The sequence below is a fragment of the Streptomyces albus subsp. albus genome (genome assembly GCF_000725885.1).
In the GTDB taxonomy this organism is placed as follows: Bacteria; Actinomycetota; Actinomycetes; order Streptomycetales; family Streptomycetaceae; genus Streptomyces; species Streptomyces albus.
In genome coordinates, this window is record NZ_JODR01000002.1 from 57,326 (window position 1) to 80,606 (window position 23,281).

Annotated in this window: 22 protein-coding genes; 9 read left to right on the forward strand and 13 right to left on the reverse strand. The window is 71.6% G+C overall.

Annotated features, from left to right (window positions below; all coding sequences use genetic code 11):
- Positions 1 to 15: 15 nt before the first annotated feature.
- The gene (locus IO40_RS0102130; RefSeq protein ID WP_016470605.1) at positions 16 to 1,539 is read right to left on the reverse strand and encodes a YfcC family protein; all 1,524 of its coding nucleotides are present in this window, start codon (positions 1,537 to 1,539) and stop codon (positions 16 to 18) included.
- Positions 1,540 to 1,962: 423 nt separating this feature from the next.
- Here IO40_RS0102130 and IO40_RS0102135 point away from each other — a divergent pair, with 423 nt between their 5' ends.
- A complete protein-coding gene (locus IO40_RS0102135) occupies positions 1,963 to 2,700 on the forward strand; it encodes a DUF4097 family beta strand repeat-containing protein (RefSeq protein ID WP_031174758.1) in 738 nt (245 codons plus the stop codon).
- Positions 2,701 to 2,726: 26 nt separating this feature from the next.
- On the opposite strand, the gene IO40_RS0102140 is transcribed toward IO40_RS0102135, so the two are convergent.
- From IO40_RS0102140 to IO40_RS0102155, 4 genes are all read right to left on the reverse strand, one after another.
- Positions 2,727 to 3,197, reverse strand: a complete 471-nt coding sequence (locus IO40_RS0102140; RefSeq protein ID WP_016470603.1) for a GNAT family N-acetyltransferase — start codon at positions 3,195 to 3,197, stop codon at positions 2,727 to 2,729.
- 124 nt (positions 3,198 to 3,321) lie between these two features.
- Positions 3,322 to 4,047: an AroM family protein gene (locus tag IO40_RS0102145; protein ID WP_030405829.1), complete on the reverse strand. Its 726-nt coding sequence runs from the start codon at positions 4,045 to 4,047 to the stop codon at positions 3,322 to 3,324.
- A 2-nt stretch (positions 4,048 to 4,049) separates the two neighbouring features.
- Entirely contained in the window at positions 4,050 to 5,750 is a 1,701-nt protein-coding gene (locus IO40_RS0102150; protein WP_031174759.1) for an OPT/YSL family transporter, read from the reverse strand.
- Between the two features lie 77 nt (positions 5,751 to 5,827).
- Positions 5,828 to 6,811 carry a DUF1177 domain-containing protein gene (locus IO40_RS0102155; RefSeq protein WP_016470600.1) on the reverse strand — a complete coding sequence of 328 codons (984 nt, stop codon included), beginning with the start codon at positions 6,809 to 6,811 and terminating at the stop codon, positions 5,828 to 5,830.
- Positions 6,812 to 7,097: 286 nt separating this feature from the next.
- On the opposite strand from IO40_RS0102155, the gene IO40_RS0102160 reads away from it, so the two are divergent.
- Complete coding sequence (locus IO40_RS0102160; protein ID WP_016470599.1) at positions 7,098 to 7,925, forward strand: IclR family transcriptional regulator; 828 nt, start codon at positions 7,098 to 7,100, stop codon at positions 7,923 to 7,925.
- A gap of 37 nt (positions 7,926 to 7,962) precedes the next feature.
- The gene (gene pepE, locus IO40_RS0102165; protein WP_016470598.1) at positions 7,963 to 8,697 is read left to right on the forward strand and encodes a dipeptidase PepE; all 735 of its coding nucleotides are present in this window, start codon (positions 7,963 to 7,965) and stop codon (positions 8,695 to 8,697) included.
- Positions 8,698 to 8,752: 55 nt separating this feature from the next.
- Here the strand turns inward: pepE and IO40_RS0102170 are convergent, their stop codons facing one another.
- On the reverse strand, positions 8,753 to 9,109 hold the full coding sequence (locus IO40_RS0102170) for a winged helix-turn-helix transcriptional regulator (RefSeq protein WP_016470597.1): 357 nt from the start codon (positions 9,107 to 9,109) through the stop codon (positions 8,753 to 8,755).
- 102 nt (positions 9,110 to 9,211) lie between these two features.
- On the opposite strand from IO40_RS0102170, the gene IO40_RS0102175 reads away from it, so the two are divergent.
- Both IO40_RS0102175 and IO40_RS0102180 read left to right on the forward strand, forming a co-directional pair.
- On the forward strand, positions 9,212 to 10,129 hold the full coding sequence (locus tag IO40_RS0102175; RefSeq protein WP_031025252.1) for an NAD(P)-dependent oxidoreductase: 918 nt from the start codon (positions 9,212 to 9,214) through the stop codon (positions 10,127 to 10,129).
- 89 nt (positions 10,130 to 10,218) lie between these two features.
- On the forward strand, positions 10,219 to 10,914 hold the full coding sequence (locus IO40_RS0102180; protein WP_031174761.1) for a helix-turn-helix domain-containing protein: 696 nt from the start codon (positions 10,219 to 10,221) through the stop codon (positions 10,912 to 10,914).
- A gap of 88 nt (positions 10,915 to 11,002) precedes the next feature.
- Here the strand turns inward: IO40_RS0102180 and IO40_RS0102185 are convergent, their stop codons facing one another.
- From IO40_RS0102185 to IO40_RS0102220, 7 genes are all read right to left on the reverse strand, one after another.
- Entirely contained in the window at positions 11,003 to 12,490 is a 1,488-nt protein-coding gene (locus IO40_RS0102185; RefSeq protein ID WP_016470594.1) for a nucleobase:cation symporter-2 family protein, read from the reverse strand.
- Between the two features lie 316 nt (positions 12,491 to 12,806).
- Positions 12,807 to 14,204: an 8-oxoguanine deaminase gene (locus IO40_RS0102190; protein WP_016470593.1), complete on the reverse strand. Its 1,398-nt coding sequence runs from the start codon at positions 14,202 to 14,204 to the stop codon at positions 12,807 to 12,809.
- Between the two features lie 200 nt (positions 14,205 to 14,404).
- On the reverse strand, positions 14,405 to 15,340 hold the full coding sequence (gene pucL, locus IO40_RS0102195; RefSeq protein WP_016470592.1) for a factor-independent urate hydroxylase: 936 nt from the start codon (positions 15,338 to 15,340) through the stop codon (positions 14,405 to 14,407).
- Positions 15,341 to 15,344: 4 nt separating this feature from the next.
- Entirely contained in the window at positions 15,345 to 16,301 is a 957-nt protein-coding gene (uraD, locus tag IO40_RS35465) for a 2-oxo-4-hydroxy-4-carboxy-5-ureidoimidazoline decarboxylase (RefSeq protein WP_078616174.1), read from the reverse strand.
- Between the two features lie 168 nt (positions 16,302 to 16,469).
- The gene (locus IO40_RS0102210) at positions 16,470 to 16,814 is read right to left on the reverse strand and encodes a helix-turn-helix domain-containing protein (protein ID WP_030405820.1); all 345 of its coding nucleotides are present in this window, start codon (positions 16,812 to 16,814) and stop codon (positions 16,470 to 16,472) included.
- Between the two features lie 38 nt (positions 16,815 to 16,852).
- Positions 16,853 to 17,107 (reverse strand): YkoF family thiamine-binding protein, encoded by a 255-nt coding sequence (locus IO40_RS0102215; RefSeq protein ID WP_016470589.1) that lies wholly within the window; start codon positions 17,105 to 17,107, stop codon positions 16,853 to 16,855.
- Positions 17,108 to 17,144: 37 nt separating this feature from the next.
- On the reverse strand, positions 17,145 to 18,053 hold the full coding sequence (locus tag IO40_RS0102220; RefSeq protein WP_031174762.1) for a helix-turn-helix domain-containing protein: 909 nt from the start codon (positions 18,051 to 18,053) through the stop codon (positions 17,145 to 17,147).
- 249 nt (positions 18,054 to 18,302) lie between these two features.
- Here IO40_RS0102220 and IO40_RS0102225 point away from each other — a divergent pair, with 249 nt between their 5' ends.
- From IO40_RS0102225 to gcl, 4 genes are all read left to right on the forward strand, one after another.
- Positions 18,303 to 19,184: an SAM-dependent methyltransferase gene (locus IO40_RS0102225; RefSeq protein WP_016470587.1), complete on the forward strand. Its 882-nt coding sequence runs from the start codon at positions 18,303 to 18,305 to the stop codon at positions 19,182 to 19,184.
- A 192-nt stretch (positions 19,185 to 19,376) separates the two neighbouring features.
- Entirely contained in the window at positions 19,377 to 20,195 is an 819-nt protein-coding gene (locus tag IO40_RS0102230; RefSeq protein ID WP_016470586.1) for a TIM barrel protein, read from the forward strand.
- Complete coding sequence (locus IO40_RS0102235) at positions 20,196 to 21,206, forward strand: 2-hydroxy-3-oxopropionate reductase (RefSeq protein WP_258775178.1); 1,011 nt, start codon at positions 20,196 to 20,198, stop codon at positions 21,204 to 21,206.
- Positions 21,207 to 21,321: 115 nt separating this feature from the next.
- Positions 21,322 to 23,100, forward strand: a complete 1,779-nt coding sequence (gene gcl, locus IO40_RS0102240; RefSeq protein WP_016470584.1) for a glyoxylate carboligase — start codon at positions 21,322 to 21,324, stop codon at positions 23,098 to 23,100.
- Positions 23,101 to 23,281 lie beyond the last annotated feature (181 nt).

Sequence of the window (23,281 nt, forward strand, 5' to 3'; positions counted from 1 at the left end):
CGGCGCCGGGCGCCGTCAGGACATGGCGGCGCCCAGCGCCACGAAACCCGCGATCAGCAGGGCCAGGATGCCCAACAGCGGCAGTACGAAGCGCAGGTAGCGGTCGTAACCGACCTTCGCCAGCGAGATGCCGCCCATGATGACCGCGGTGGTGGGCACCCACAGGTTCATCCACCCGCTGGCCGCCTGCCAGGCGGTGACCACCAGTGCGCGCGGCACCCCGGCGAAGTCGGCGAGCGGCGCGAGGATCGGCATGGCCAAGGTGGCGTGGCCGGAGGTGGAGGGGATCAGGAAGGCGAGGGGCAGATTGACGACGAAGATCATGATGCTGAACAGCACGGAGGGGGCTCCGGTGACGGCGCCCTCGATGGAGTGCAGCACCGTGTCGGTGATCTTCGCGTTGTTCATCAGGGTGGTCACACCGCGGGCCAGCACGATGACCAGGGCGGGCGAGACGAAGTCGCCGACCCCCTGGACGAAGGTGCTGGTGAAGCGCTGCTCCCCCATCCGTGTCAGCAGCCCCACCAGGATCGCGGCACAGACGAAGAGGGCGGCCAACTGCGGGAAGGACCAGCCCAGTTCCCAGCCGTAGGGCGCGGCGTCGGCGTCACCGCTCAGCGCGCCCGCCCACGGGATCACCGAGAAGATCATGAAGGCGAAGACCAGCACCACCGTCACCAGGACCAGCTTGTGCAGGCCGGTCAGCGGGGGCGGCTCCTCGCTGTCGGAACGCGCCTCGGCCCGGTCGCGGTCGCCGGGCAGGAACCCGGACAGCGACCGCTCCGGACGGTCCCGCACCCGGCGCGCGTACCGGATGACGTAGGCGACCGTGACCGCCGTCAGCACCAGCCACATCAGGGCACGCAGCGCGATGCCGTCGCCCAGGGAGATCTCGGCGGCCGAGGAGGCGACGCCGGTCGCGAACGGGTTGACGGTCGAACACAGCACACCGACACCGGCGCCCAGGAGGATGACCCCGGTCGCCACCATCCGGTCGTAGCCCAGCGCGAGCATCAGCGGGACGATCAGCCCGTAGAAGCCGAGCGTCTCCTCCGCGAACCCCTCGACGGTGCCCAGCAGCGAGAAGACCAGCATGACCCCGGCGATCAGCAGTGTGCCGCGGTCGCGCAGCCGGTGCGCGAGGCGGCCGATGCCGCGGTCCATGGCACCGGTGGCGAAGACGACGGTGATGAAGGCGCCGATGGCCAGGACGAAGAGGAACACACCGGCCGCGCCGTACAGTTCGCCGGTGCGGTCGGGGCCGACCTGCCCGGTCCGGCCGTCCTGGATGCCGTAGAGGCCGTTGACCGGCGCCAGGAACAGGTCGTTGAGCCGGCCGGTGAACGAGAGCGGTGACGGCTCGGGGCGGTAGGTGCCCTGCTTCGGGGCGCCCTCGGCGTCCCGTTCGTAGCTGCCGGAGGGTACGAAGAAGGCGATCACCCAGACCAGCAGCGTCACCACGGCGAGCACCGTGAGCGCGCTGGGGAAGGTGAACCTGCGGGCGCCGTCGGCCGGTTGCGGTGCGGTGCCGGTGCTCATGGCCGCACGCCCTCCGGGCCGCACGGCTCCCCGCCGCCCGCGGCCCACCCCTCCCGGCCCACCCCTCCGGGCGGCGCCGGGAGGGGTGGGCCGGTGGCGCCCCGCGGGGGACGTCCCGGACTCCCCGCGCATACGGGTTGCGGGACGGCGCGGGGGCCGCGACCGGCACCGCGGGCGCCGGCCGCGCCGTCGTTCGCGGCCCCGGGTACCCGCCCGTCCAGCCGTGCGGTCTGTGCGGGCTTCCCGACTACGGCCACGCCCCGCGCCCCTTTCCTGACTCCTGCGGCACCGCACCGGCGGCGCAAAGCGCAGCATAACGGGCATAGCCTTCATGTGACGCAAAGTCGGCTGAGGGTCGCGGTCAGGGTTGCGTCATCCCGCGAGATGATCACTGCGGCTCTTCCCGCACGGCACGATGACGGCATGAACGATCGCTCCCCCGGCTCCGTCCCGTCCCGCACCCGGCCGGCCGTCGGTGCGGCCCTCGCCGCCGTCACCGCGCTGGCCACCGCGGGCTGTTCCCTCACCGGCGACGAGACGCACAGCAGCTCGCGTTCGTACACCGCCGGCAAGGACGGTGCCCGCCTCACCGCGCTGGACGTCGACTCGCACGGGGGCAGCATCACCGTCAAGGCCGCCGGCCCCGGACGCCGCACCGTCGGCGTCACCGAGGACCGCACCTGGGACGCGACCCGGCCCAGGACCACCCACTCCCTGCGCGCCGGCACCCTGCGGCTGACCGCGGACGACTGCGGCGGCAACGGCGACAGGTGCCGGGTCGACTACACGGTCACCGTCCCCGCCTCGCTGCCCGTCCACCTGACCACGGGCGGCGGCGACATCGTGGTCGACGGCACCTCCGGGCCGGTGGTGGCCGACACCGGGGGCGGCGGCATCCGGATGCCCGGGTCGCGGGTGCGCGAGGTGAAGGCCCGCACGGGCGGCGGGAGCATGAGCGGCACCTTCCTCGCCGTACCCGACGCGGTCCGCTTCGAGAGCGGCGGGGGCAACGTGACCGTACGGCTGCCCGAGGGCACCTACGCGGTGGACGCCAGCACCGACGGCGGCAGGCGCTCGGTCCAGGTGCCCACCGACTCGTCCGCCGGGCACCGGATCACCGCGCACAGCGCGGGCGGCAACGTCTCCGTGCTGGGCTCCTGATCAGGCCGCACGGAAGTCCGGGACGGTCACGCCCCCAGGGCCTTGAGGGCGTCGTCGGTGAGCCGGTAGACCGTCCACTCGTCCTGGGGGCGGGCACCCAGCGACTCGTAGAAGCCGATGGCCGGTGCGTTCCAGTCGAGCACCGACCATTCCAGTCGCGCGTAGCCGCGCTGGACGCACAGGCGGGCGAGTTCGGTCAGGAGCGCCTTGCCGTGTCCGCCGCCGCGGGCGGCGGGGCGCACGTACAGGTCCTCCAGGTGGATGCCGTGCACCCCGCGCCAGGTGGAGAAGGTGAGGAACCACATGGCGAAGCCCACGGGTTCGCCGTCGTCGCCCTCGGCGAGGTGCGCGTGGACGGCCGGATGCGGGCCGAACAGCGCCTCGCGCAACTGCTCCGGTGTGGCCCGCGCCTCGTGGGAGGCGCGTTCGTAGTCGGCCAGTTCGCGGATCATCGTGTGGAGGACGGGGATGTCCTCGGGGACAGCGGTCCGGATCATGCCCGCACACTAACGGCGGCCCGCGCGGGTGAGGTCACCCGGGCGGGCCGCCGGCCGGGGACACGGCGCCGCCCGGACCCGGTGGCGAGGGCGTTGCCCACCGGGGCCGGGCGGCGCCGTGTGTTCAGCCCGCCGCGCCGGCGGCCGTCGCGGCCTCCGCCGCCAGGCGGACCGCCAGGGCCCGGGCCAGCAGCACGGGGCGGCCGGCCGCGTCGGCGGCGGCGCGGCGCATCGACTCGGTGTAGCCGATGCAGTCGAGGACGAGCCAGCGGCTGCCGGCCTCGGCCAGGCGCCGGGCCGCCGCAGCGGCGCTCTCGTGCGCGTCGGCGGCGTACGGGTCGGCCGGCTCGGCGCGTACGTCGCCCGGCAGGAGCCGCGACCAGCGCTCGGCCACGTCGGCGGCCTGCGCCGGCAGCGGGCAGACGATGCCCACCGGGTCGTCGCCGACGATCGCGCGGACACCCCGCTGGACGAGGGGCTCGGCGTACAGGACCGGGCGGCGGGACGGCAGCGGCGGGAAGTTGCCGGTGCACAGCAGCAGTGTCGCCGTGGCGCCGTCCGCCTCGCACCGGGCTATCGCCTCCCGCATCCGCGGGACCAGCGCCTCGTGCCCCATGACGACGGAGGTGCCGTCGCGCAGCCGGGAGACGAGCGGTGCCTCGTCCGGGGCGGGGGCCAGCGCGGCGCGGGTGCGCTCGCCCTCCTCGCCGTCGAAGACGTCCCGGTCGAGGGCGCCGTGCTCGCACGGGCGCAGCCCGCCGAGCAGGTCCTCGATGTCCCCGGCCAGGTCGGTCCGGGGCGCCTGGCCGATGGTGACCAGGCCCAGTGCCGTCCGGTGGTCGTCGGTCACGGTCACACCGCCTTGTAGATCTGGCTGACGTCGTTGAGGGAGCTGCCCGCCACCAGGCCGGCGCCGACCAGCGCGAGGTCGTTGTCGGCGTCGGTCTGCGGATCGGACTCGGCCGCCTCCCGCTGGCCCTGCCGCTTCTTCCAGCGGGTGTAGCCGAACCGGACGGCCAGGGCGGCCAGCACCAGCCAGCCCGCCTGCGGGGTGGCCACCAGCAGACCGGTCGCCAGGAGGACACCCATCTGGCGGGAGGAGCCGCCGAAGAACTGGATGAGGGCGCCGGGGATGGCCCACAGCCCCATCATGGCCAGCGCGTGGGTGTCGGTCAGGCCCGCCTTGATGGTGTCGACGTACACCTGGGCGACCGGCGGCACCCGGCCGTCCTCGAAGAACGGCTTCCAGGTGACGACCACCACCAGGATGGCCACGGCGAAGCCGACGAGCTGGGCGATGTACTGCTGGCGGCGCCCGGCCATCTCGTACGGGTGCCACGGCACGGCGTCCTTGCGCAGCAGCCAGCCGGCCTTGAAGTCGAAGCCGACGTCGGCGAAGGCGGGACCGGTGGAGGCGGCGTAGCCGACCAGCAGGGCCAGCGGCACCATCGGGATGCCGAGCACGAGCCCGACGATCAGGAAGATGAGGGTGACGGCGAAGGCGGGGAACCAGCCCGAGTGCATCGCGGCCAGGCCCACGATCAGCTGGTGCACCAGCGCCGCGACACCGGCGAGCAGCACCCAGCCGACCAGTCCGGCGCCGCCCATGTCGGCCAGGACACCGCCGGTGAGGGCGATGAGCATGGCGCCGACGAGGAAGAGGGCGAGCCCTTCGAGCAGGCCGCGGCGCAGCCTGCGGGCGTCCACGGTGCGGACCTCGGGGGTGAAGGCGCCGTCCGCGGAGGGCGCGGCGGCGGCCTCGGCGGCGGCCTTGGCGCCCTTACCGGCCTTGCCGCCCTTGCGGTCCCGCATCAGCAGGACGGCCTGCACCAGCGCGACCAGACCGGCGCCGATCATGACGCCGTGCGGCACGTGGTTGGCGGCCAGGTCGACGTGGAGCAGCGTCGGCGCGTACTGGGCGACCAGCAGGCCGACGCCGAACATCAGCAGGGCCCAGATGTTGCCGAGGAAGGCCACACCGGCGGCGCTCATCGGCAGCTTGAACAGCGAGCCGACGAAGCCGACGACGGCGCTGACGCCGAGCAGCTTGGCCTTGCGACCGCCCTCGTCGCCCGCCTTGATGGTCTCGGCCGCGGCGATGCCGGCGGGCCAGGCGGCGGTGGCCGGCAGCAGCCGCGAGTCGAACACGCGGTAGAGCACCCAGCTGTCGACGGCGAGCCCGATGACGGCCCCGCCCAGCATCGGCCACACCAGTCCCGGCTTGCCCATCAAGAAGGGCACGGCGATGGGGGTGACCAGCGAGTTCGCCGCGGCGAAGGTGGAGCCGGAGATGGCGGACTGGACGAGGTTCTGCCGCTGCGGATCACGCATCCGCGACAGCGCGGCGAACGAGATCCGGCCGATGAGCATGGCGATCAGCGCGCCGATCACCGAGGTGTTGGGGGCGATGCCCAGGGTGGTGATCAGTACGAGGCCGATCACGGCTCCCAGGACGGACAGCAGGACCGTCACCACGAGGGTGACCGGCTCCAGGGCTCTGGGATGGGCCCGCGCGGTCTCGGGGGCCGCGGCGGCCGGTGGGGAGGTGCTCATACGGATCTGTCTTTCCGGGTGCGCATGCGGTGCGTGGGTTGGTGCGGTGGCCGGGCGGCCACCGCACCGGGGCGTGGTCAGTCCTCCACGGCCCCTTCCGTCGACTGGAGGCGGGTCATCGGGCCGTAGAGGTCCACGAGGCGGGCGAACTCGTCCGGGTCGTGGAAGCGGACGACGCCGCGTCCGTACTCCTTGGCGGCCTCGACGGCGAACCGTCCCGCCGCCGCGATGTCGGTCTCGTGGCTGGCGCCGGTCGCGCAGCCGGCGACGGCCGGACCGGTGGTCAGGGCGAGGCCGACGACCGGCGCGGAGGTCGCCACGCACGGCTGCATGATCGAGTTGATGTGGTGGACACCGTTGCCGTAGGGCGTGATGTCCTGCGTGGTGATCGGCAGCACGTGGGCGTCCTCGCCGGTGACCGTCTCCAGCAGGCCCAGCAGGTCGTCGCTGACCCGCAGGATCCAGCCCTCCTTGACGGTCGGGGAGAGGGCGAGGCCGCGGTGGTTGAGCAGCCGGTTGCCCTTGGTGGTGTCGATGGAGACGACGGCGTCCATGGCCGGGTCGATCTCCTCGCGGTTGCAGTCGAGGATCGAGACCGGGGAGTCCATGAAGGGCACCGGGTCGTGGGGGCGGGTCGGCGCGTCGGGGCACACATGGGTGCTGATGATCACGTCACCGGGCAGGACGTCGCCGCGCCCGTACATGTCCAGCAGCTTGGCGGCGGCGGCCAGCGCCGCCACGGCGCCGTCGGCGTCGGAGACCACGCCGATGCGCTCGGGGCGGGCGCCCACGCCGCCGAGGCGGCCGAGGATGCCGAGGGTGGGGGCGCTGCCGCCGCCGGTGGCGCCGGCACTGCCCGGGACGGTGACCTTCACGAAGTCGGTGCCGCCCTTGGCGCCCTCGACGCGGGTGACGGTGATGCCGACCTGTCCGGCCGCGTCGTCGCGGCCGGCCTCCTGGGCGGCCCGCTGGAGGACGCCGCGCAGGTGATCGGCGAGCAGCTGCCCGTCGGCCTGCGGCCGGTCGAGAAGGTCGATGACGTCGAGTACGTGCTTGAGCACCGGGGGCTCCTTGTCGCGGGTGGTACGGGTGGTACGGGGTGTGCGCATGAGGCGGGACACCGGTGCCGGAGGGGGCGTACTGCCGAGGTGAGGGCGCCGGCGCGCCTGGTGCGGACAGGGGCTCACGCGGGACGGCCCGGGACGCTGCCCGCGCGGAGGGAGAGGCGCCCGGACCGGGGGTCGCCCGGACTTCAGGGTGCGCCACGAGCGGCCGGGTGACGGGTAGCCAACGGCCGTTGCGGCAACATTGCGCCTCCAGTTTCCCTCAGAGCAACCTTTTCCCTATATGTGCAACAGTGACCCGGGTAACGGTAGGGTGCGGACTGTGACTACCGATCGAGGAGCACCGCTCCAGACCGCGGACCGCGCCCTCCAGGTCCTGCTCGCCTTCACCCACGACCGCGAGGAGTGGGGCGTGACCGACCTGGCGGCCGAGTTCGGCTGGGACAAGTCGGTCGCCCAGCGGCTGCTGGCCTCCCTCGCGCACCGCGGCTTCCTGGTGTCCGACGCCGTCACCCGGCGCTACCGGCTGGGCCCCGCCGTCTGGCACATGGCCACCGCCTGGGAGCGGCACGGCGGGATGGCGGCACTGGTCCGGCCCGCACTGCGCGAGCTGGCCGCCGTCAGCGGGGTGACCGCCCTGTTCGCGGTGCCCGACGGGGCGCATCTGCGCTGCGTCGACTCCGCGGACGGCACCCACGGCCCGCTGCGCGCCTACCGGCTGGCCGACGAGCTGTACCCGGGCCACGCGGGGGCGACCTCGCGCGCCTACTTCGGCATGCTCACCCCGGGCGCCCGCGCCGCCGTCCTCTACGGGCGGCCCATGGCCCGCTTCAGCGAACTGACCGTCACCGACCCGGCACGGCTGGAGGAGCTGATGTGCCGGGTCCCGGCGGAGGGCTACGCCTACTCCGAGGGCGAGTACGACCCGGCGACGGCCGGACTCGCGGTACCCGTACTGGTGCGCGCCCAGCCGGTGGGCTCCCTCACCCTCGTCGGACCGCACGAGCACCTCGCCGGGAAGCAGCAGGAGCTGCTGGTACCGCTGCGCTCCGCCGCGGAGAGCCTCGGCGAGCTGCTCACCCCGCGCCGGGGACGGAGCCGGCGCCCCTAGTCACCCCGCACCCGACAACCGAAAGGCGGAACACGCAATGAAGCTGCTGCTGCTGTCCAACTCCTCCGCGCCCGGCAGGGAGTACCTCGACCACGCGCGGGAGGTGATCGCCGATCACCTCACCGGTGTGAGCGAGCTGCTGTTCGTGCCGTACGCGCTGGCCGACCACGACGGCTACACCGCGAAGGTCGCCGCCTTCATGGACGGCCTCGGCATCCGGGTGCGCGGCATCCACACCGCCGACGACCCCCGGGCCGCGGCGGGCGAGGCGCAGGCCGTCTTCATCGGCGGGGGCAACAGCTTCCGGCTGCTCAAGTCGCTCCAGGAGCGGGGCCTGACCGAGGCGATCGCCCACCGGGTGACCGAGGGCGGCGCCCCGTACATGGGCTCCAGCGCGGGCACCAACATGGCCTGCCCGACGCTGCGCACCACCAACGACATGCCGATCGTCCAGCCCGCGTCGTTCGACTCGCTGGGCCTGGTGCCGTTCCAGATCAACCCGCACTACCTGGACCCGGACCCGGCCAGCGCACACATGGGCGAGACCCGTGAGGAGCGGCTGGCGCAGTTCCTGGAGGAGAACGACGTGCCGGTGCTCGGACTGCGGGAGGGCACCTGGCTGCGGCGGACGGGCGGGACGCTGGAGCTGGGCGGCATCGCGGCGGGCGCCCGGCTGTTCACCGCGGGCGCGGAGGCCGTCGAGTACGCGCCGGGCGCCGACCTGAGCCATCTGCTGACCCTCCCGGCCCGCTTCGACCACCGCACGGTCTGACGGAGCCGGCCGCCCCGGCGCGGCCGACCACCGCGGCCGGCCGCACTCCGTCGGATCAGGCGGACGCGGCCGGCCGCGCGGGCAGACCGCCCCGGCCGAGCAGGTGTTCCTTGCCCCACGCGGCCAATGGCGCCAGCGCGTCGTTGAGGGAGGCGCCCAGCGGCGTCAGCGCGTAGGACACACGGCGCACCGCGCCCTCGTAGGACTCCTGGCGGCGCACGATGCCGTCCGCCTCCAGTTGCCGCAGATGCGAGGTGAGGACCTTCTCGGTGACTTTGGGGATGCCCCGCCGCAGCTCACCGAAGTGGCGCGGCCCCTGCGAGAGTTCCCACAGGATGAGCACCTTCCATTTCCCGCCCACCACGTCGATGGCCGCGTCGATGCCGCACACGTAGTTGTCCCGCCGGGTCACCGCACCGCCCTCCCCACGCCTGCCGACCCACTCACCTTACGGTAACCACGTACAAAACAGTGCGTACTTGATCATGGTCCGGGGCGGCACGAGCCTTGAGGCATGACTGGGACTCCTTCCCTCAACTCCCCTTCCCCCACCCCGCTTTCGCTGCTCGGACTCGGCGACATGGGCACCGCGCTGGCCCGCGCCTGGCTGGCGGCCGGCCACCCGCTGACCGTCTGGAACCGCACCCCGGCCAAGGCCGAACCCTTGGCCGCCGAAGGCGCACACCGGGCCGCGAGCGCCGCCGAGGCGGTGGCGGCAGCGGATCTGGTGGTCCTCTGCCTGCTGGACGACGCCTCGGTCGGCGAGACCCTGCAGGGGGCCGACCTGCGGGGCAAGGACCTCGTCAACCTCACCACCTCGACCCCCGCCCTCTCCCGGGCCCGCGCCGCATGGGCCCAGGAGCGCGGGGCCCGCTTCCTGGACGGCGGGATCATGGCCGTCCCGCCGATGGTGGGCGTGCCCGAGGCGGGCGGCTACATCTTCTACAGCGGCGACGCCGGTCTGTTCGACCGGCACGCCAAGACGCTGGGCGCCCCGGTCGGCGCCCGTTACGTCGGCGCGGACGCGGGACACGCGGCCCTGTACGACGTGGCGCTGCTGAGCGCGATGACCGGCATGTTCGCCGGCGTCACCCACGCCTTCGCCTTGATGCGGGCCGAGAAGGATGTGGCACCGACCGAGTTCGCCGAACCGCTGGCCGGCTGGCTGCGTGCCATGGCAGGCATGATCGGCGGTGTGGCGCACCAGTTGGAGAGCGGCGACTACACCGACGGTGTCGTCTCCAACCTGGCCATGGTGAGCACGGGCAACACCACCTTGCTGGAGACGGCCCGCGAACAGGGCGTCTCCGGCGAACTCCTGACGCCCTACATGGATCTGATGCGGCGGCGGGTGGAACAGGGGCACGGGGCCGAGGGGCTGGCCGGCCTGGTGGATCTGCTGCGGGATGCCGCCGCGGCCGGCGTTCGGTGAAAGGTCCGGTGGGTGGAGCTTTCTCCAAGGCCGCGCTTCGGGTGAACACACGGTAGGCAGCCGGTCACGGTGCTCCGTACGGTGTGCCGATGCACTACGGCACAGCACCGGGGCCGGCGGGGAGTTCCTTCGACGGCGCAGCCGCGCGACGGCTGCGTGACGGGCTGCGGCTCACGCCGGAGGACGTCGCGTACGGGATGCGCGCCGCCTACGGCATGGAGACCGACGCGCGCACCGTCGCCGCGTGGGAGGCGGGCGCCGCCACCCCCGACGAGCGGCAACTGGCCGCGCTCGCGGGTGCGTTGTGGTGCTCCGTGTCCGATCTGCTGGGACGCCCCGCGACCCTGCGCGAGTACCGCATGGCGCGGGGCGTCCCCCGCTCCGACGTCGCCCTGCGGATCGGTATGGACCCGGCGGCCTACGCCCGTATCGAGGACACCGGGGTGTGGACGGGGAACGCCCGGCAGGCCGAGGCGCTGGCCGGCATGCTGCGCCTGCCGGTTCCCGCGCTGATCGAGTTCACCGGGCGCGGCGCGGAGTTGGCGGCCGTTCTGCGCAAGGCGGCCACCACCCGCTGGCAGGCGCACGTCACCCCCGTCTGCGCGCTCGCGCCGCTGCCGCGTGCCGCCGTGGAGGAGGGACTGCGCACCCTGCACACCGGCTACCAGTCGACGACCGCCGCGTCCCTGGGCTGGGGCCAGCCCGCGTCGGCCGGCTCCCGGGACGCGGGCCGGACCTATCTGGAGGAAGTGGTGGAGCACTTCTGGCAGGCTGTCGGCGCCTGACCGCAGCACCGCGAAAGGGTGCCCCCTCGTCAGGAACGCGGGGGCACCCTCTTGCGGCTCCGTGCGGTGGTGCGGGTGTCTCAGTGCTTCATGCGGGGGCCCGGTCGGGGGCGGGGCCGGGGTCCCGTTCGTAGGAGATCCCCTCGCCCGGCTCCATGGGATGGGCCACCACCTCCTCGTCGCGGCGGGCGCGTCCCAGGTGGTTGAAGACCAGATTGAGGACGACCGCGGTGACACAGCCGGTGGAGATCCCGGAGTCGAGGATGATCTTCGCGCTCTCCGGGAAGGCGTGGTAGAACTCGGGCGCCGCGATGGGGATGAGCCCCACGGCCAGGGCGGTGCCGACGATCAGGACGTTGTTGTCCTTGCCGAGGTCGGCCTTCAGCAGCGTCTGCACACCGCTGGCGGCCACCGAGCCGAACAGGACGACGCCGGCCCCGCCGAGCACCGGCTGCGGCACCGAGGCGATGAGCCCGGCGGCCATCGGCGACAGGCCCAGCAGGATGAGGATGCCGCCGCCGGTGGCGACCACGAACCGGCTGCGGATCCGGGTCATGGCGACCAGGCCGATGTTCTGCGCGAAGGCGCTGCACATGAAGGCGTTGAAGAAGGGGCTGAGGAACGAGCCGAGCATGTCGGCGCGGAGCCCGCCCGCGATGACCCGCTGGTCGGCGGGGCGGTCCACGACCTCGCCGAGGGCGAGCATGTCCGCCGTCGACTCGGTCATGGTCACCAGCATCACCACGCACATGGAGATGATGGCGGGGACGGCGAACTGCGGGGCGCCGAAGTGGAACGGCGTGGGGAAGCCGATGGGGTCGGACTCGGTCACGGCGGTGAAGTCCGTGATGCCCACGGGTATCGCTATCAGGGTGCCGATCACCAGGCCGATCAGCACGGCGATCTGTTTGAAGAAGCCGGTGGTGAAGCGGCGCAGCACCAGCACGATCACCAGGGTGAGCCCGGCCATGCCGATGTTCTTGTAGTCGCCGTAGTGCGGGTCGTCGGCGTTGCCGCCCTGGGCCCAGTTGAAGGCGACCGGCATCAGCGAGACGCCGATCAGGGTGATGACGCTGCCGGTGACGACCGGCGGGAAGAAGCGGATGAGCTTGCTGAAGAACGGGGCGATGACGAAGCCGAGTGCGGCGGCGACCATGGTGGCGCCGAAGATGACGGGCAGGGTGTCCTCGGGCCCGGAGGACTTGCTGATCGCCAGCATCGGGGCGACGGCGGCGAAGGTGGCGCCGTTGACGAACGGCAGCCGGGACCCGATCCTCCAGAATCCCAGGGTCTGGAAGAGGGTGACGATGCCGGCCAGGAAGAGGCTGGCGCCGGTGAGGAACGCCAGTTCGGTCGGAGAGAGCCCCACCGCGGCGCCCACGACCAGCGGCGGTGCGACGACCCCCGCGTACATCGCGGCCACGTGCTGGAGGCCGGTGGTGAACAACTTGAGCGGCGGCAAGCCCTGGTCGACCGGGTGCTTGAGCTGCGCGGGGTCCTGCGTCCCCTGTCCCGGTGCCTCCCCACTGCCGTCCGCCGTCTTTCCTTGCCTGGTGAACCTGGGCGTCTTGGCCACGCGGTCCTCCTGTCGTTCTACGGCGCCTTCTGGCACACGGTTTCCGGAGGTGGTGCGGTATGCGATGTGGTGCTGGGGGGTGTGGTCGCGCCACAGCCGACGGCTGTGTCGTGCGGGTTCTGCGATGCGCCCATGCGATATGTCCGGAGCATGACAGTGACTGCCAGTGACCGAGTCGTCCGGAACCAGGGTGTGAGGCGAACCGGCCGGGAGCCGTCCCTCCCGGCCGGTGTCTGATGGAGCGCGGACCGTGGCCGCGCTGTCGGCCCGCGGGCCGGCCGTCACGCCGGCCCGCCGGAGGGGGCCGGCCGACGGATCAGCCGGCGTCCGCGGCGATCTTGGCGAGGCGTCGTGCCTCGGTGCGGGCACCGCGTGCGATGTCGTCCTCGTCGGCGCGTGTCAGGCGGCCGTCCTCGACCACCGGTACGCCGTTGACCAGGGAGAGGGTGACCGGAGCCGGAGCGCCCAGGACGAGCGCGGCGACCGGGTCGGCGATGGAGGAGTGGCCCAGCCCGTCGAGCTTCCACAGCACCACGTCGGCCAGCTTGCCGGCCTCCAGCGAACCGATCTCCTGCGCCCGGCCCAGCACCCGCGCACCGCCGAAGGTGCCCAGCCGCAGTGCCGTGCGCACGTCCAGCGCGTGTTCCTTGTGCGCGCCGAGCCGGTTGACCAGCAGCGCGTTGCGCAGTTCGGTGTGCAGCTCACCGGACTCGTTGGAGGCGGTGCCGTCCACGCCGAGACCGACCGGCACCCCCGCCGCCAGCATGTCGGGGACCCGGGCGATACCGGCGCCCAGCCGCGCGTTGGACGAGGGGCAGTGCGCCGCTCCCGTCCCGGTGCGGCCGAACGCCTCGATGTCCGCGTCGGTCATGTGGACGCAGTGCGCCATCCACACGTCCTCGCCCAGCCAGCCGACCGACTCGAAGTAGTCGGTGGGTCCCATGCCGAACAGCTCGTGGCAGAACTTCTCCTCCTCCGCCGTCTCCGAGCCGTGCGTGTGCAGGCGGACACCCTTGCGGCGGGCCAGTTCCGCGCCCTGGCGCATCAGTTCGGTGGAGACGGAGAACGGGGAGCACGGCGCGACGGCGATGTGCAGCATCGAGCCGAACGACGCGTCGTGGTGCGCGTCGATGGCCTTCTCCGTCTCCGCGAGCGCGCCCTCCAGCGTCTCGACCGCGAAGTCCGGGGGCAGACCGCCGTCCGACTCCCCGCGGTCCATCGAACCGCGCGCCGCGGTGAAGCGGACGCCCAGCTCGGCCGCGGCGCGGATCTCCGCGCCCAGCAGGTCGCCGGCGCCGCGCGGGAAGACGTAGTGGTGGTCCATCGCGGTGGTGACACCGCCGCGCACCATCATGGCCAGGGAACCGCGCGCGGCCTGGTGGACCATCTCCTCGTCGATGCGGGCCCAGGTGGGGTACAGGGCGACCAGCCAGTTGAAGAGATTGGAGTCCGTGGCCAGGCCGCGGGTGATCCACTGGTAGAAATGGTGGTGCGTGTTGACGAGGCCCGGGGTCAGCAGGTGCCCCGTGCCGTCGATACGGCGGGTGACGTCCGCAAGGCCCTCGGGGGCGTCGCCCGGACCGACGGACTCGATCCGGTTGCCGTTGATGACGAGGTGGCCTGTCGCGTATTCGGTGTCCTCCGCGTCGACCGTCGCGATGGCGCACTTCTCTATGACGATGCGGCCGGTCGTGCGTTCTTCGGTGTCCGCCATGGGATCCTCGATCGGGGGGTTTACGGCCCCACCAGGGCACTTCCCGCATCTCTCCCCGGGCACCGGCCCGGCCCCGCGGTCCGCAGGGAACGGACCGTCCCCCGGCCGGCCCGCCGCTCGAGGGCGGACCGGCGCGGAGTTCGGGGTCTCGGTTGGCTGGACGGCTCCCCGGGAGAGGGGAAGAGGCAGGCAGGGATGAATCAGAGGTTGGTCATGTCCACGGGGATGCGAGGGGTGGCCCCGTCGCGGAGGACCGTCGCCTCGATCAGGCCGTACGGCCTGTCCGCGGCGTAGTACACCGCCCCGTCCGCCGCCTCGTTCTTGATGTCGAACGGCGACAGATCAACCCGGAAATGGTGTTTGTTCGGCATCGAGAAACGGATCTCGTCGATCTCGGGCCGGCTGTTGATGACGCGCGCGCCCATTTGGTAGAGCGTCTGCTGGAGCGAGAGCGAGTAGGTCTCGGCGAAGGCGTGCAGCATGTGCTTCTTCGCCTGGGCGTAGGACTTGTCCCAGTTGGGCGTCCGCTCGCCCTCGGCACCGGTCCAGTTGTACCGCCACCAGGAGCTGACCGAGGTGGCGAGGATCCGGTCGTAGTCCTCCTGGAGCGTGGTGTAGCGGTCCTTGATGTAGCCCCAGAACTCGGAGTTGGTGGAGTTGAGGACCGTCAGTTCCTTGAGCCCGGACAGCACCTCGACGCTCTCACCGTCGTAGGTGATCTGTGCGGTGCGTATCTCCTGGCCCTTTCGGACGAAGGAGTGCCGGACCTCGTCGGCGCCGATGAACTTCGAGTTGGCGTCCGAGGTCTCGATGCGCTCCCAGGCGTACTCCTCGATGCGGATGCGGGCGCGCCGGATCGGCTCGCAGCTGTCCACGAAGTGCCGGGCCAGCAGGACGCCGTACGCCTCGGCCGACTCGATGCCGTGTTCCTTGGCGAAGGCGAAGCAGGTGTTCTTGGTGGTGTCGGTCGGCAGGACGTGGGCGTTGGAGCCGGAGTAGTGCACGTCGTCCAGGTCGCCGCTGAGCGAGACGGAGACGTTGAGGTCCTTGATGTGATGGGTGTCGCCATCCCGCGTGATCTTGACGACGCGGTTCTCCGCCTTGCCGTACTGGTTCTGGCCGAGAATCGTGGGCATGGTGTCAGCTCCCTCGGTACACGGAGTAGCCGAACGGGTTGAGCAGCAGCGGCACGTGGTAGTGCTCGCCCGGGTTCACCGCGAAGACGATGGAGACCTCGGGAAAGAAGCTGCCTGGTGCGCTGTCCCTTACGCGGGGGGCGTCCTGCTGTTCCGCGGCTTCGCGCTGGCTGCGCGGATTCGAACTGTGCTCTTCCACGAAGTACGGCTCGGTCTCGAAGTCGAGCCGTACGTGGGTGGTGCCTTCCGGCAGGGCCGGAAAGTCCTTGCAGCGCCCGTCGGCGTCGGTCTTCGACTCGCCGTGCGCGGCCCATGCGGCCCTTGCGTCACCCTGGCGTACGGACAGCCGCACCGCGACCCCGGCGGCCGGACGGCCGCGGCTGGTGTCCAGGATGTGCGTGGACACCGAGGTGCTCGCGCCGTGGGCACCCTCCTTCGGTCCGTGGCCCGGGGCGCCCCCCTCCTCCGCGAGACGGGTGAGACGGATGCGGTTGATCTTCGCCAGCTCCTGCCGCACGATCCGGCGCTCCTGCTGCGGGTCGTTCCCGATCCGGTGACGAAGTGCGTCCCTCATCTCCTCGGCGGTCCGGCCGGTGGCGCAGATGAGGAAGACGTGCCCGAACTTCTCCTGGTAGGCGAGGTTGAGTTCGAGCATCTCGGCCTTCAGCGCCTCGGAGGCGCCGGCCATGCCCCGCTGTTCGCGGGACGAGGTCGCGTCACCGGGCTTGGGGCGGCCGATGGGCGGGTGCCCGGCCATGGCCTCGTCCAGTCCTTCGTCGGTGAGGGCTGCGGTGGCCTCGTCACTCGCGGCGAACAGGTCCTCGACGCTGTCGTACGGACGCCGGGCGAGCAGCGCGCTCCCCCAGCTGCCGGCGGCGCACACCTCGTGGAGTGCGGCACGCGCCTCGTCGTCCTGGGCTGAGTTGAGCCAGAAGAGTCCTGGCATCGAACGCGAAGTCACGGGACCTCCGGGGCCGTGGTGCTGTTCGGGCTGGGAATAGCTAAGTCCCCCGGCAACACCACGTCAACAGTTTGTTGAACCCTTTTCGGCATCCCGGAAGTAAAAGCCCGCCATCCGGAAGATGGCGGGCTGGTGAAGGATGCGTGCCCGATGGGCTCCTCGCACGGTTCAGCCGGACCGGCCGTTCTCCCGGTTGAGGTAGTTGTAGACGGTGAACCGCGAGACACCAAGGGCCGTGGCGACGGTTTCCACCCCGTGCCGCACCGAGAAGGCGCCCCGCGCCTCCAGGATGCGCACCACCGACTGCTTGGTCCTGCGGTCGAGTTCCGCCAGTGGCACCCCGTGCCGGCGCTCCAGATCGGCCAGCAGATGGTCGAGGGTGTCCGACAGATGCGGCAGCCGCACCGCGACGACCTCCTCCCCCGCCCAGGAGAGGACCACATCGTCCCCCTGCGCCTGGTCGGGCGGCACCATGGCCGCACCCATCGCATCCACCAGCGGCTTGACGGCCATCACGAACGGATGCTCCGGGGCGGGCGACTCCTCGCCCCTCACTCCTCGTCCTCCCCGATCACGTTGACCTGCAAGGAGACCCGGGTCGCCCCGGCGTCCAGGGAGCGGCGCAGGAGCTCGGTGACGGCCGCCAGCACCTGCTCGGAAGAGCCCTCGGCGGTGTTGCCGAACGGGCCGACGTCCACGGCGTCCAGCGCCGCGTTCTGGACGACGTCACGGGCCACGACAGCGTGCTCGGGCGCCTCGTCGAGATCGAAGGGCTCGGTCGTGAACTCCACACGCAAGCGTTTCATGCGCTCCACACTAACGACGCCGCACGCGCCGCCCGGGTCAGTGCATCTCGCCCAGGACTTCCTCGATGAACTCGACCGTCTCGGTCGGCGAGTACGCCTCCGCGCACAGCCGGTCCATGATCAGCGTGTACTGGTCGATCTCGGCGGGCTTGTCGAGGTAGACGGCGTTCGTCAGGTGCTCCAGATAGACCTTGTCCGGCAGGTCCGGGTCGGCGAACCGCAGCAGCGTGACGGGCGTGCCCGCGGCGGCGGCCGTCACCTCGAACGGCGCGACCTGGAGCGTGACGTGCGGCAGCCGCACCAGCTCAAGCAGGTGTTCGAGCTGCGCCCGCAGTACGTCGTTGCCGCCGAACGGACGGCGGACGACGGCCTCGTCCACCACGGCCCACAGATGCGGCGGGTCCTGGCGCTGGAGCAGTCGGCGCTGCCGGGCCATGCGCAGCGCGACGATCCGCGCCACCTTGCGCGGTTCGGTGTTCGGGTAGCCGAGCCGGCTGACGGCGTGCGCGTAGTCCTCGGTCTGGAGCAGCCCGGGCAGGAACTGGACCTCGTACATCCTGATCATGGAGGCGGCGTCCTCCAGACCCAGGTGCAGCTCGAACCAGTCCTCCAGCACGTCGGAGTACTGATACCACCAGCCGGGCGTGTTGGCCTGGCGGGCCAGGTCGAAGAACTCCTCGCGCTCGTCCGGGTCGTGCACGCCGTAGAGCGTCAGCAGGTCCCGCAGATCGCGTTCCTTGGCACCGACCTGTCCGCGCTCCAGCCGCGTGATCTTCGCGTGGGAGCCGCGGATGGCGCGGCCCGCGTCCTCGCGGGTGATGTCCCTCTCCTGTCGCAGCCTACGCAGCTTCACGCCCAGGATGATGCGCAGCGCGGTGGGCCCGTTGGCCTGTTCCGGTACGGCCCCGCGCAGCGGCTCCCCGTGCGGCTGCATCATGGCGGACATTCCGACTCCCAAGGGTGACTGGGCGGTCACATCAGTGTGGCACCTGCGTACCGGTCAGGTACAGGCACCGGAGAATACGCGCCACATGGCTGTTCGAGCGCCGTGGCGCCTTCCATACTCCCGCACCGCCGGCCCGGCAACCTTCCGCGGGCGGAGGGAAGTTGAAGTCCGGCATCCGGGGCGCCGGGCCACCGGCGAGCAACTACCATGCCGCACACCACAGCAGGCCGGACGACAGGGGCGGCGACAATGGACGGGAACAACGAGCGGCAACGGCGCACGACGCGCACCCGCAGGCCGCCACGTGACGTACGGGACCTGGGGCTGGACCGGCACCACAGCGCCCGCATCTACGACTACTACCTGGGCGGCAAGACCAACTTCCCGCCGGACCGGGAGGTGGCCGAGAAACTGCTGGCCGCCTTCCCCGGGTTCCGCAACGCGGCCCGCGCCAACCGGGCGTTCATGCACCGGGCCGCGCGGTACCTGGCCCGCATCGGGGTGCACCAGTTCCTCGACATCGGTACGGGCATCCCGACGAGCCCCAATCTGCACGAGGTGGTGCAGTCGCTGGTGCCGCAGGCCCGGGTCGTCTACGCCGACAACGACCCGATCGTCCTCACGCACGCCCGTGCCCTGCTGACCGGCTCGGCCGAGGGCCGCACCGCGTACGTGGAGGCGGACATCACCGATCCGGACAGCATCCTGGACTCCGCACAGGTGAGGGAGACCCTCGACTTCGACCGGCCGATCGCGCTGTGCCTGGTGGGGCTGATGCACTACATCACCGACGAGCGCGATCCGTACGGCATCGTGCGGCATCTGGTGGAGGCGCTGCCGCCGGAGTCCTATCTCGTCCTCTCCCAGTGCACCCCGGACTTCGCGCCGGAGGAGTGGGAGGAGGCGATGGTGGTCTACAAGCAGGACGGCGGCAGTGCCCAGGTCCGCTCCCGGGAGGAGATCACCCGCTTCTTCGACGGCCTGGAGCTGATCGAGCCCGGCATCGAGGTGCCGCACCGCTGGCATCCGGACCAGGACACCGACCAGCTGGTGCACCTGCGTTCGGACGATCCGGGGGACACCACCGACACGCTCGTGAGCATGTGGGCGGGTGTGGCGCTGAAGCATTAGACCACGTCGCCGCCCCGCGCGGCAGCCGCCGTACCGGCCCCGGGCCCCGTCATCGCGACGGGGCCCGGGGCCTTTTCGCTGTCCTGCGGCCCTTGACAGGAGCGCACGGCACGGCGCAATCTTCCAGTGCGCAGAATTTGACTTTCACGATGCGAAAACGCGAGATTCTCGAAGGAAGGGAGGGCGGTCGCAGTGGTCTCCCCGGACCGGTTCACCGTCAACGCCTCGATCCTCTTCACCGAGCTGCCTCTGCTGGAGCGCCCGGCGGCTGCCGCCGCCGCGGGCTTCGACAAGATCGAGCTGTGGTGGCCCTGGGTCGACGCCCCCGTGCCCGAACGGGGCGAACTCGACGCGCTGCGCGAGGCGTTGACGGACGCCCACGTCCAGCTCACCGGCCTGAACTTCTACGCAGGACAGCTGCCCGGCCCGGACCGCGGGGCCCTGTCCGTCCCCGGCGAGGAGTCGGAGAAGTTCCGCGCGAACATCGACATCGCCGCCGACTTCGCGCAGTCCGTGGGCTGCAAGGCGCTCAACGCCCTCTACGGCAACCGCGTCGAGGGCGCCACGGCCGAGGAACAGGACGCGCTCGCCCTGGAGAACCTGACGCTGGCGGCGCACGCCGCCGACCGGGTCGGGGCCGTGCTGCTGATCGAGGCGCTCAACGCACCGGAGTCGCCCAAGTGCCCGATCGTCAGCGCGCCCAAGGCGATCGAGGTCGTGGACGCGGTGAACGCCGCCACCGGGCTGGACAACGCCCGGTTCCTCATGGACCTCTACCACCTGTCCATGAACGGCGAGGACCTGGCCGGCGTGATCGACGTCCACACCGCCAGGACCGGCCATGTGCAGATCGCCGACAACCCCGGGCGCGGTGCGCCGGGCACCGGCTCCCTCGACTTCGACGAGCTGCTGGGCCGGCTGGACAAGGCCGGCTACGCGGGCCTGGTCGGGCTGGAGTACAAGCCCGGCGACAACGGCAGCGCGGCCTCCTTCGGCTGGCTGAACAAGTAAGTGGCCCCTGCCCCGCCCCACCCGGGCGGGGAACCGCCGGGGGGCGGCCCCGGCGCGGCGCGGGGGCGGGCAACGACAGGATGCGAAAGGCAAGGACTCATGGCTCACACCGCCGGCAACACCAAGATCGCCTTCATCGGTCTCGGCATCATGGGCGACCCCATGGCGCGCAACCTGCTCAAGGCGGGTTACGACGTGACGGCGTACACACTGGAGACGGAGAAGGTCGAGGCGTTCGTCAAGGACGGCGGCAAGGGCGCCGGCTCCATCGCGGAGGCCGTCCGGGGCGCGGATGTCGTGATCACGATGGTTCCGGCCTCGCCGCAGGTCGAACAGGTCGTCCTGGCCGAGGGCGGGGTGCTGGACAACCTCCGCGAGGGCGGCCTGGTCATCGACATGTCCTCCATCACCCCGCAGACCTCCATCGAGGTCGCCAAGGCGGCGGCGGCCAAGGGCATCCGGGCCCTGGACGCCCCGGTCTCCGGCGGTGAGGCGGGCGCCATCGAGGCCGTGCTCTCCATCATGGTCGGCGGTGAGCGGGAGGACTTCGAGGCCGCCAAGCCCGTCTTCGAGGCACTCGGCAAGACGATCGTGCTGTGCGGCCCGGCCGGCTCCGGCCAGACCGTGAAGGCCGCCAACCAGCTCATCGTCGCCGTCAACATCCAGGCCGTCGCCGAGGCCGTGGTCTTCCTGCGCAAGTCCGGCGTGGACCTGAAGGCCGCCCTCGACGTGCTCAACGGCGGGCTGGCCGGCTCCACCGTGCTGACCCGCAAGAAGGACAGCATCCTGGCCGGCGACTACAAGCCCGGCTTCAAGATCGACCTGCACCACAAGGACATGGGCATCGTCACCGACGCGGCCCGCGCCGTGGGCGCCGCCGTACCGGCCGGCGCACTGGTCGCCCAGCTCGTGGCGGCCCTGCGCGCGCAGGGCGACGGCGGGCTGGACCACTCCGCGCTGGTGCGCGGCGTCAAGCGGCTGTCGGGCGAGAGCCCCGACGGCGCCAACTGAGGACCGCGCCGCAGGCAGGTCCTCCCCACAGACACCGGGCGGCGGCGTCGACACTGTCCTGTCGCGCCCAGGCGCCGCCGCCCGGGTACCACCTGCACCGAACCAGGAGAGTTCGATGGCTCGTATGACCGCTGCCCGTGCGGCAGTTGAGATCCTCAAGCGCGAGGGTGTGGATGTCGCGTTCGGAGTGCCGGGTGCGGCGATCAACCCCTTCTACGCGGCACTCCGCGCCGCCGGCGGCATCGAGCACACGCTCGCCCGCCACGTCGAGGGCGCCTCGCACATGGCCGAGGGCTACACCCGCACGGCCCCCGGCAACATCGGGGTCTGCATCGGCACTTCGGGCCCGGCAGGCACCGACATGATCACCGGCCTCTACTCGGCGATCGGCGACTCCATCCCGATCCTGTGCATCACCGGGCAGGCTCCGGTCGCGGTGATCGAGAAGGAGGACTTCCAGGCCGTCGACATCGCCTCCATCGCGGCGCCGGTGACCAAGAAGGCCACCACCGTCAAGGAGGCCGCGCAGGTTCCCGGCGTCTTCCAGGAGGCGTTCCACCTGATGCGGTCCGGCCGTCCGGGCCCGGTCCTGATCGACCTGCCCATCGACGTCCAGCAGACCGAGATCGAGTTCGACCCGGACACCTACGAGCCGCTCGTCCCGCACAAGCCGGTGGCGAGCCGCAAGCAGGTCGAGAAGGCCATGGACCTGCTCGCCGAGGCGGAGCGCCCGCTGATCGTGGCCGGCGGCGGCATCATCAACGCGGACGCCGCCGGGCTGCTGGTGAAGTTCGCGGAGCTGACCGGCATCCCCGTCGTGCCCACCCTGATGGGCTGGGGCACCATCGGGGACGACCACCCGCTGCACGCCGGCATGGTCGGCCTCCAGACGTCGCACCGGTACGGCAACGCCACCTTCCTGGAGTCGGACTTCGTCCTGGGCATCGGCAACCGCTGGGCCAACCGGCACACCGGCGCGCTGTCCACCTACACCGCCGGCCGCACATTCGTCCACGTGGACATCGAGCCCACCCAGATCGGCAAGATCTTCGCCCCCGACTACGGCATCGTCTCCGACGCGCGGGCCGCACTGGAGCTGTTCGTCCAGGTCGCCGAGGAGCGCAAGGCGGCGGGACGGCTGAAGGACCTGTCCGCGTGGGCGGACTCCGCGCGCCTGCGCAAGGGACAGCTCCAGCGGCGTACGCACTTCGACGACGTGCCGCTCAAGCCGCAGCGCGTCTACGAGGAGATGAACCGGGCCTTCGGGCCGGAGACCCGGTACGTGTCCACGATCGGACTCTCGCAGATCGCGGGCGCGCAGTTCCTGCACGTCTACCGGCCGCGGCACTGGATCAACTGCGGCCAGGCGGGACCGCTGGGCTGGACGATCCCGGCCGCCCTGGGGGTCGCCAAGGCGGACCCGGAGGCCAGTGTCGTGGCGCTGTCCGGCGACTACGACTTCCAGTTCATGATCGAGGAGCTGGCCGTCGGCGCGCAGCACCACATCCCGTATGTGCACGTGCTGGTCAACAACTCCTATCTGGGGCTGATCCGCCAGGCGCAGCGCAACTTCGACATGGACTTCCAGGTGAACCTGGAGTTCGAGAACATCAACACGCCCGAACTGGGCGGCTACGGCGTGGACCACGTCAAAGTCGCCGAGGGCCTGGGCTGCAAGGCGATCCGGGTCACCGAGCCGGACAAGCTGCTGCCGGCCTTCGAGGAGGCCAAGAAGCTGGCCGCCGAGCACCGGGTGCCCGTCGTGGTGGAGGCGATCCTGGAGCGGATCACCAACATCTCGATGGCCGGCGCCGACATCGGCCAGGTCAACGAGTTCGAGGAGCTGGCCACCGAGGCGGCCCACGCCCCGACGGCTACGGTCCCGCTGGGCTGATCCCCTCCGCGCGCCGCGCCCCCGTGACCCCGCTCCCTCATCCGCCCGCCGGGCCGATGCCGGGGCGGGGTCCGGCACATGCGGCCTCTTCCTCTTCCTCCGTCTCCCCCTTCTCCGTGCCCTGCCCGCGCCCGCGCAGTGGCCGGGAGGGGCCACAAGCCGCTCTGTGGCCGGGTTTTCG

Bases quoted from the DNA above. Each gene is read 5' to 3' on its own strand.
- IO40_RS0102215 (WP_016470589.1), bottom strand. From the start codon at position 17,107: ATGAAACGCTTGCGTGTGGAGTTCACGACCGAGCCCTTCGATCTCGAC.
- IO40_RS0102150 (WP_031174759.1), bottom strand. From the start codon at position 5,750: ATGAGCACCTCCCCACCGGCCGCCGCGGCCCCCGAGACCGCGCGGGCC.
- IO40_RS0102180 (WP_031174761.1), top strand. From the start codon at position 10,219: ATGCACTACGGCACAGCACCGGGGCCGGCGGGGAGTTCCTTCGACGGC.
- IO40_RS0102140 (WP_016470603.1), bottom strand. From the start codon at position 3,197: ATGATCCGGACCGCTGTCCCCGAGGACATCCCCGTCCTCCACACGATG.
- IO40_RS0102135 (WP_031174758.1), top strand. From the start codon at position 1,963: ATGAACGATCGCTCCCCCGGCTCCGTCCCGTCCCGCACCCGGCCGGCC.
- pepE (WP_016470598.1), top strand. From the start codon at position 7,963: ATGAAGCTGCTGCTGCTGTCCAACTCCTCCGCGCCCGGCAGGGAGTAC.
- IO40_RS0102220 (WP_031174762.1), bottom strand. From the start codon at position 18,053: ATGTCCGCCATGATGCAGCCGCACGGGGAGCCGCTGCGCGGGGCCGTA.
- IO40_RS0102190 (WP_016470593.1), bottom strand. From the start codon at position 14,204: ATGGCGGACACCGAAGAACGCACGACCGGCCGCATCGTCATAGAGAAG.
- IO40_RS0102130 (WP_016470605.1), bottom strand. From the start codon at position 1,539: ATGAGCACCGGCACCGCACCGCAACCGGCCGACGGCGCCCGCAGGTTC.
- IO40_RS0102210 (WP_030405820.1), bottom strand. From the start codon at position 16,814: ATGGCCGTCAAGCCGCTGGTGGATGCGATGGGTGCGGCCATGGTGCCG.
- gcl (WP_016470584.1), top strand. From the start codon at position 21,322: ATGGCTCGTATGACCGCTGCCCGTGCGGCAGTTGAGATCCTCAAGCGC.
- pucL (WP_016470592.1), bottom strand. From the start codon at position 15,340: ATGCCCACGATTCTCGGCCAGAACCAGTACGGCAAGGCGGAGAACCGC.
- IO40_RS0102225 (WP_016470587.1), top strand. From the start codon at position 18,303: ATGGACGGGAACAACGAGCGGCAACGGCGCACGACGCGCACCCGCAGG.
- IO40_RS0102175 (WP_031025252.1), top strand. From the start codon at position 9,212: ATGACTGGGACTCCTTCCCTCAACTCCCCTTCCCCCACCCCGCTTTCG.
- IO40_RS0102160 (WP_016470599.1), top strand. From the start codon at position 7,098: ATGTGCAACAGTGACCCGGGTAACGGTAGGGTGCGGACTGTGACTACC.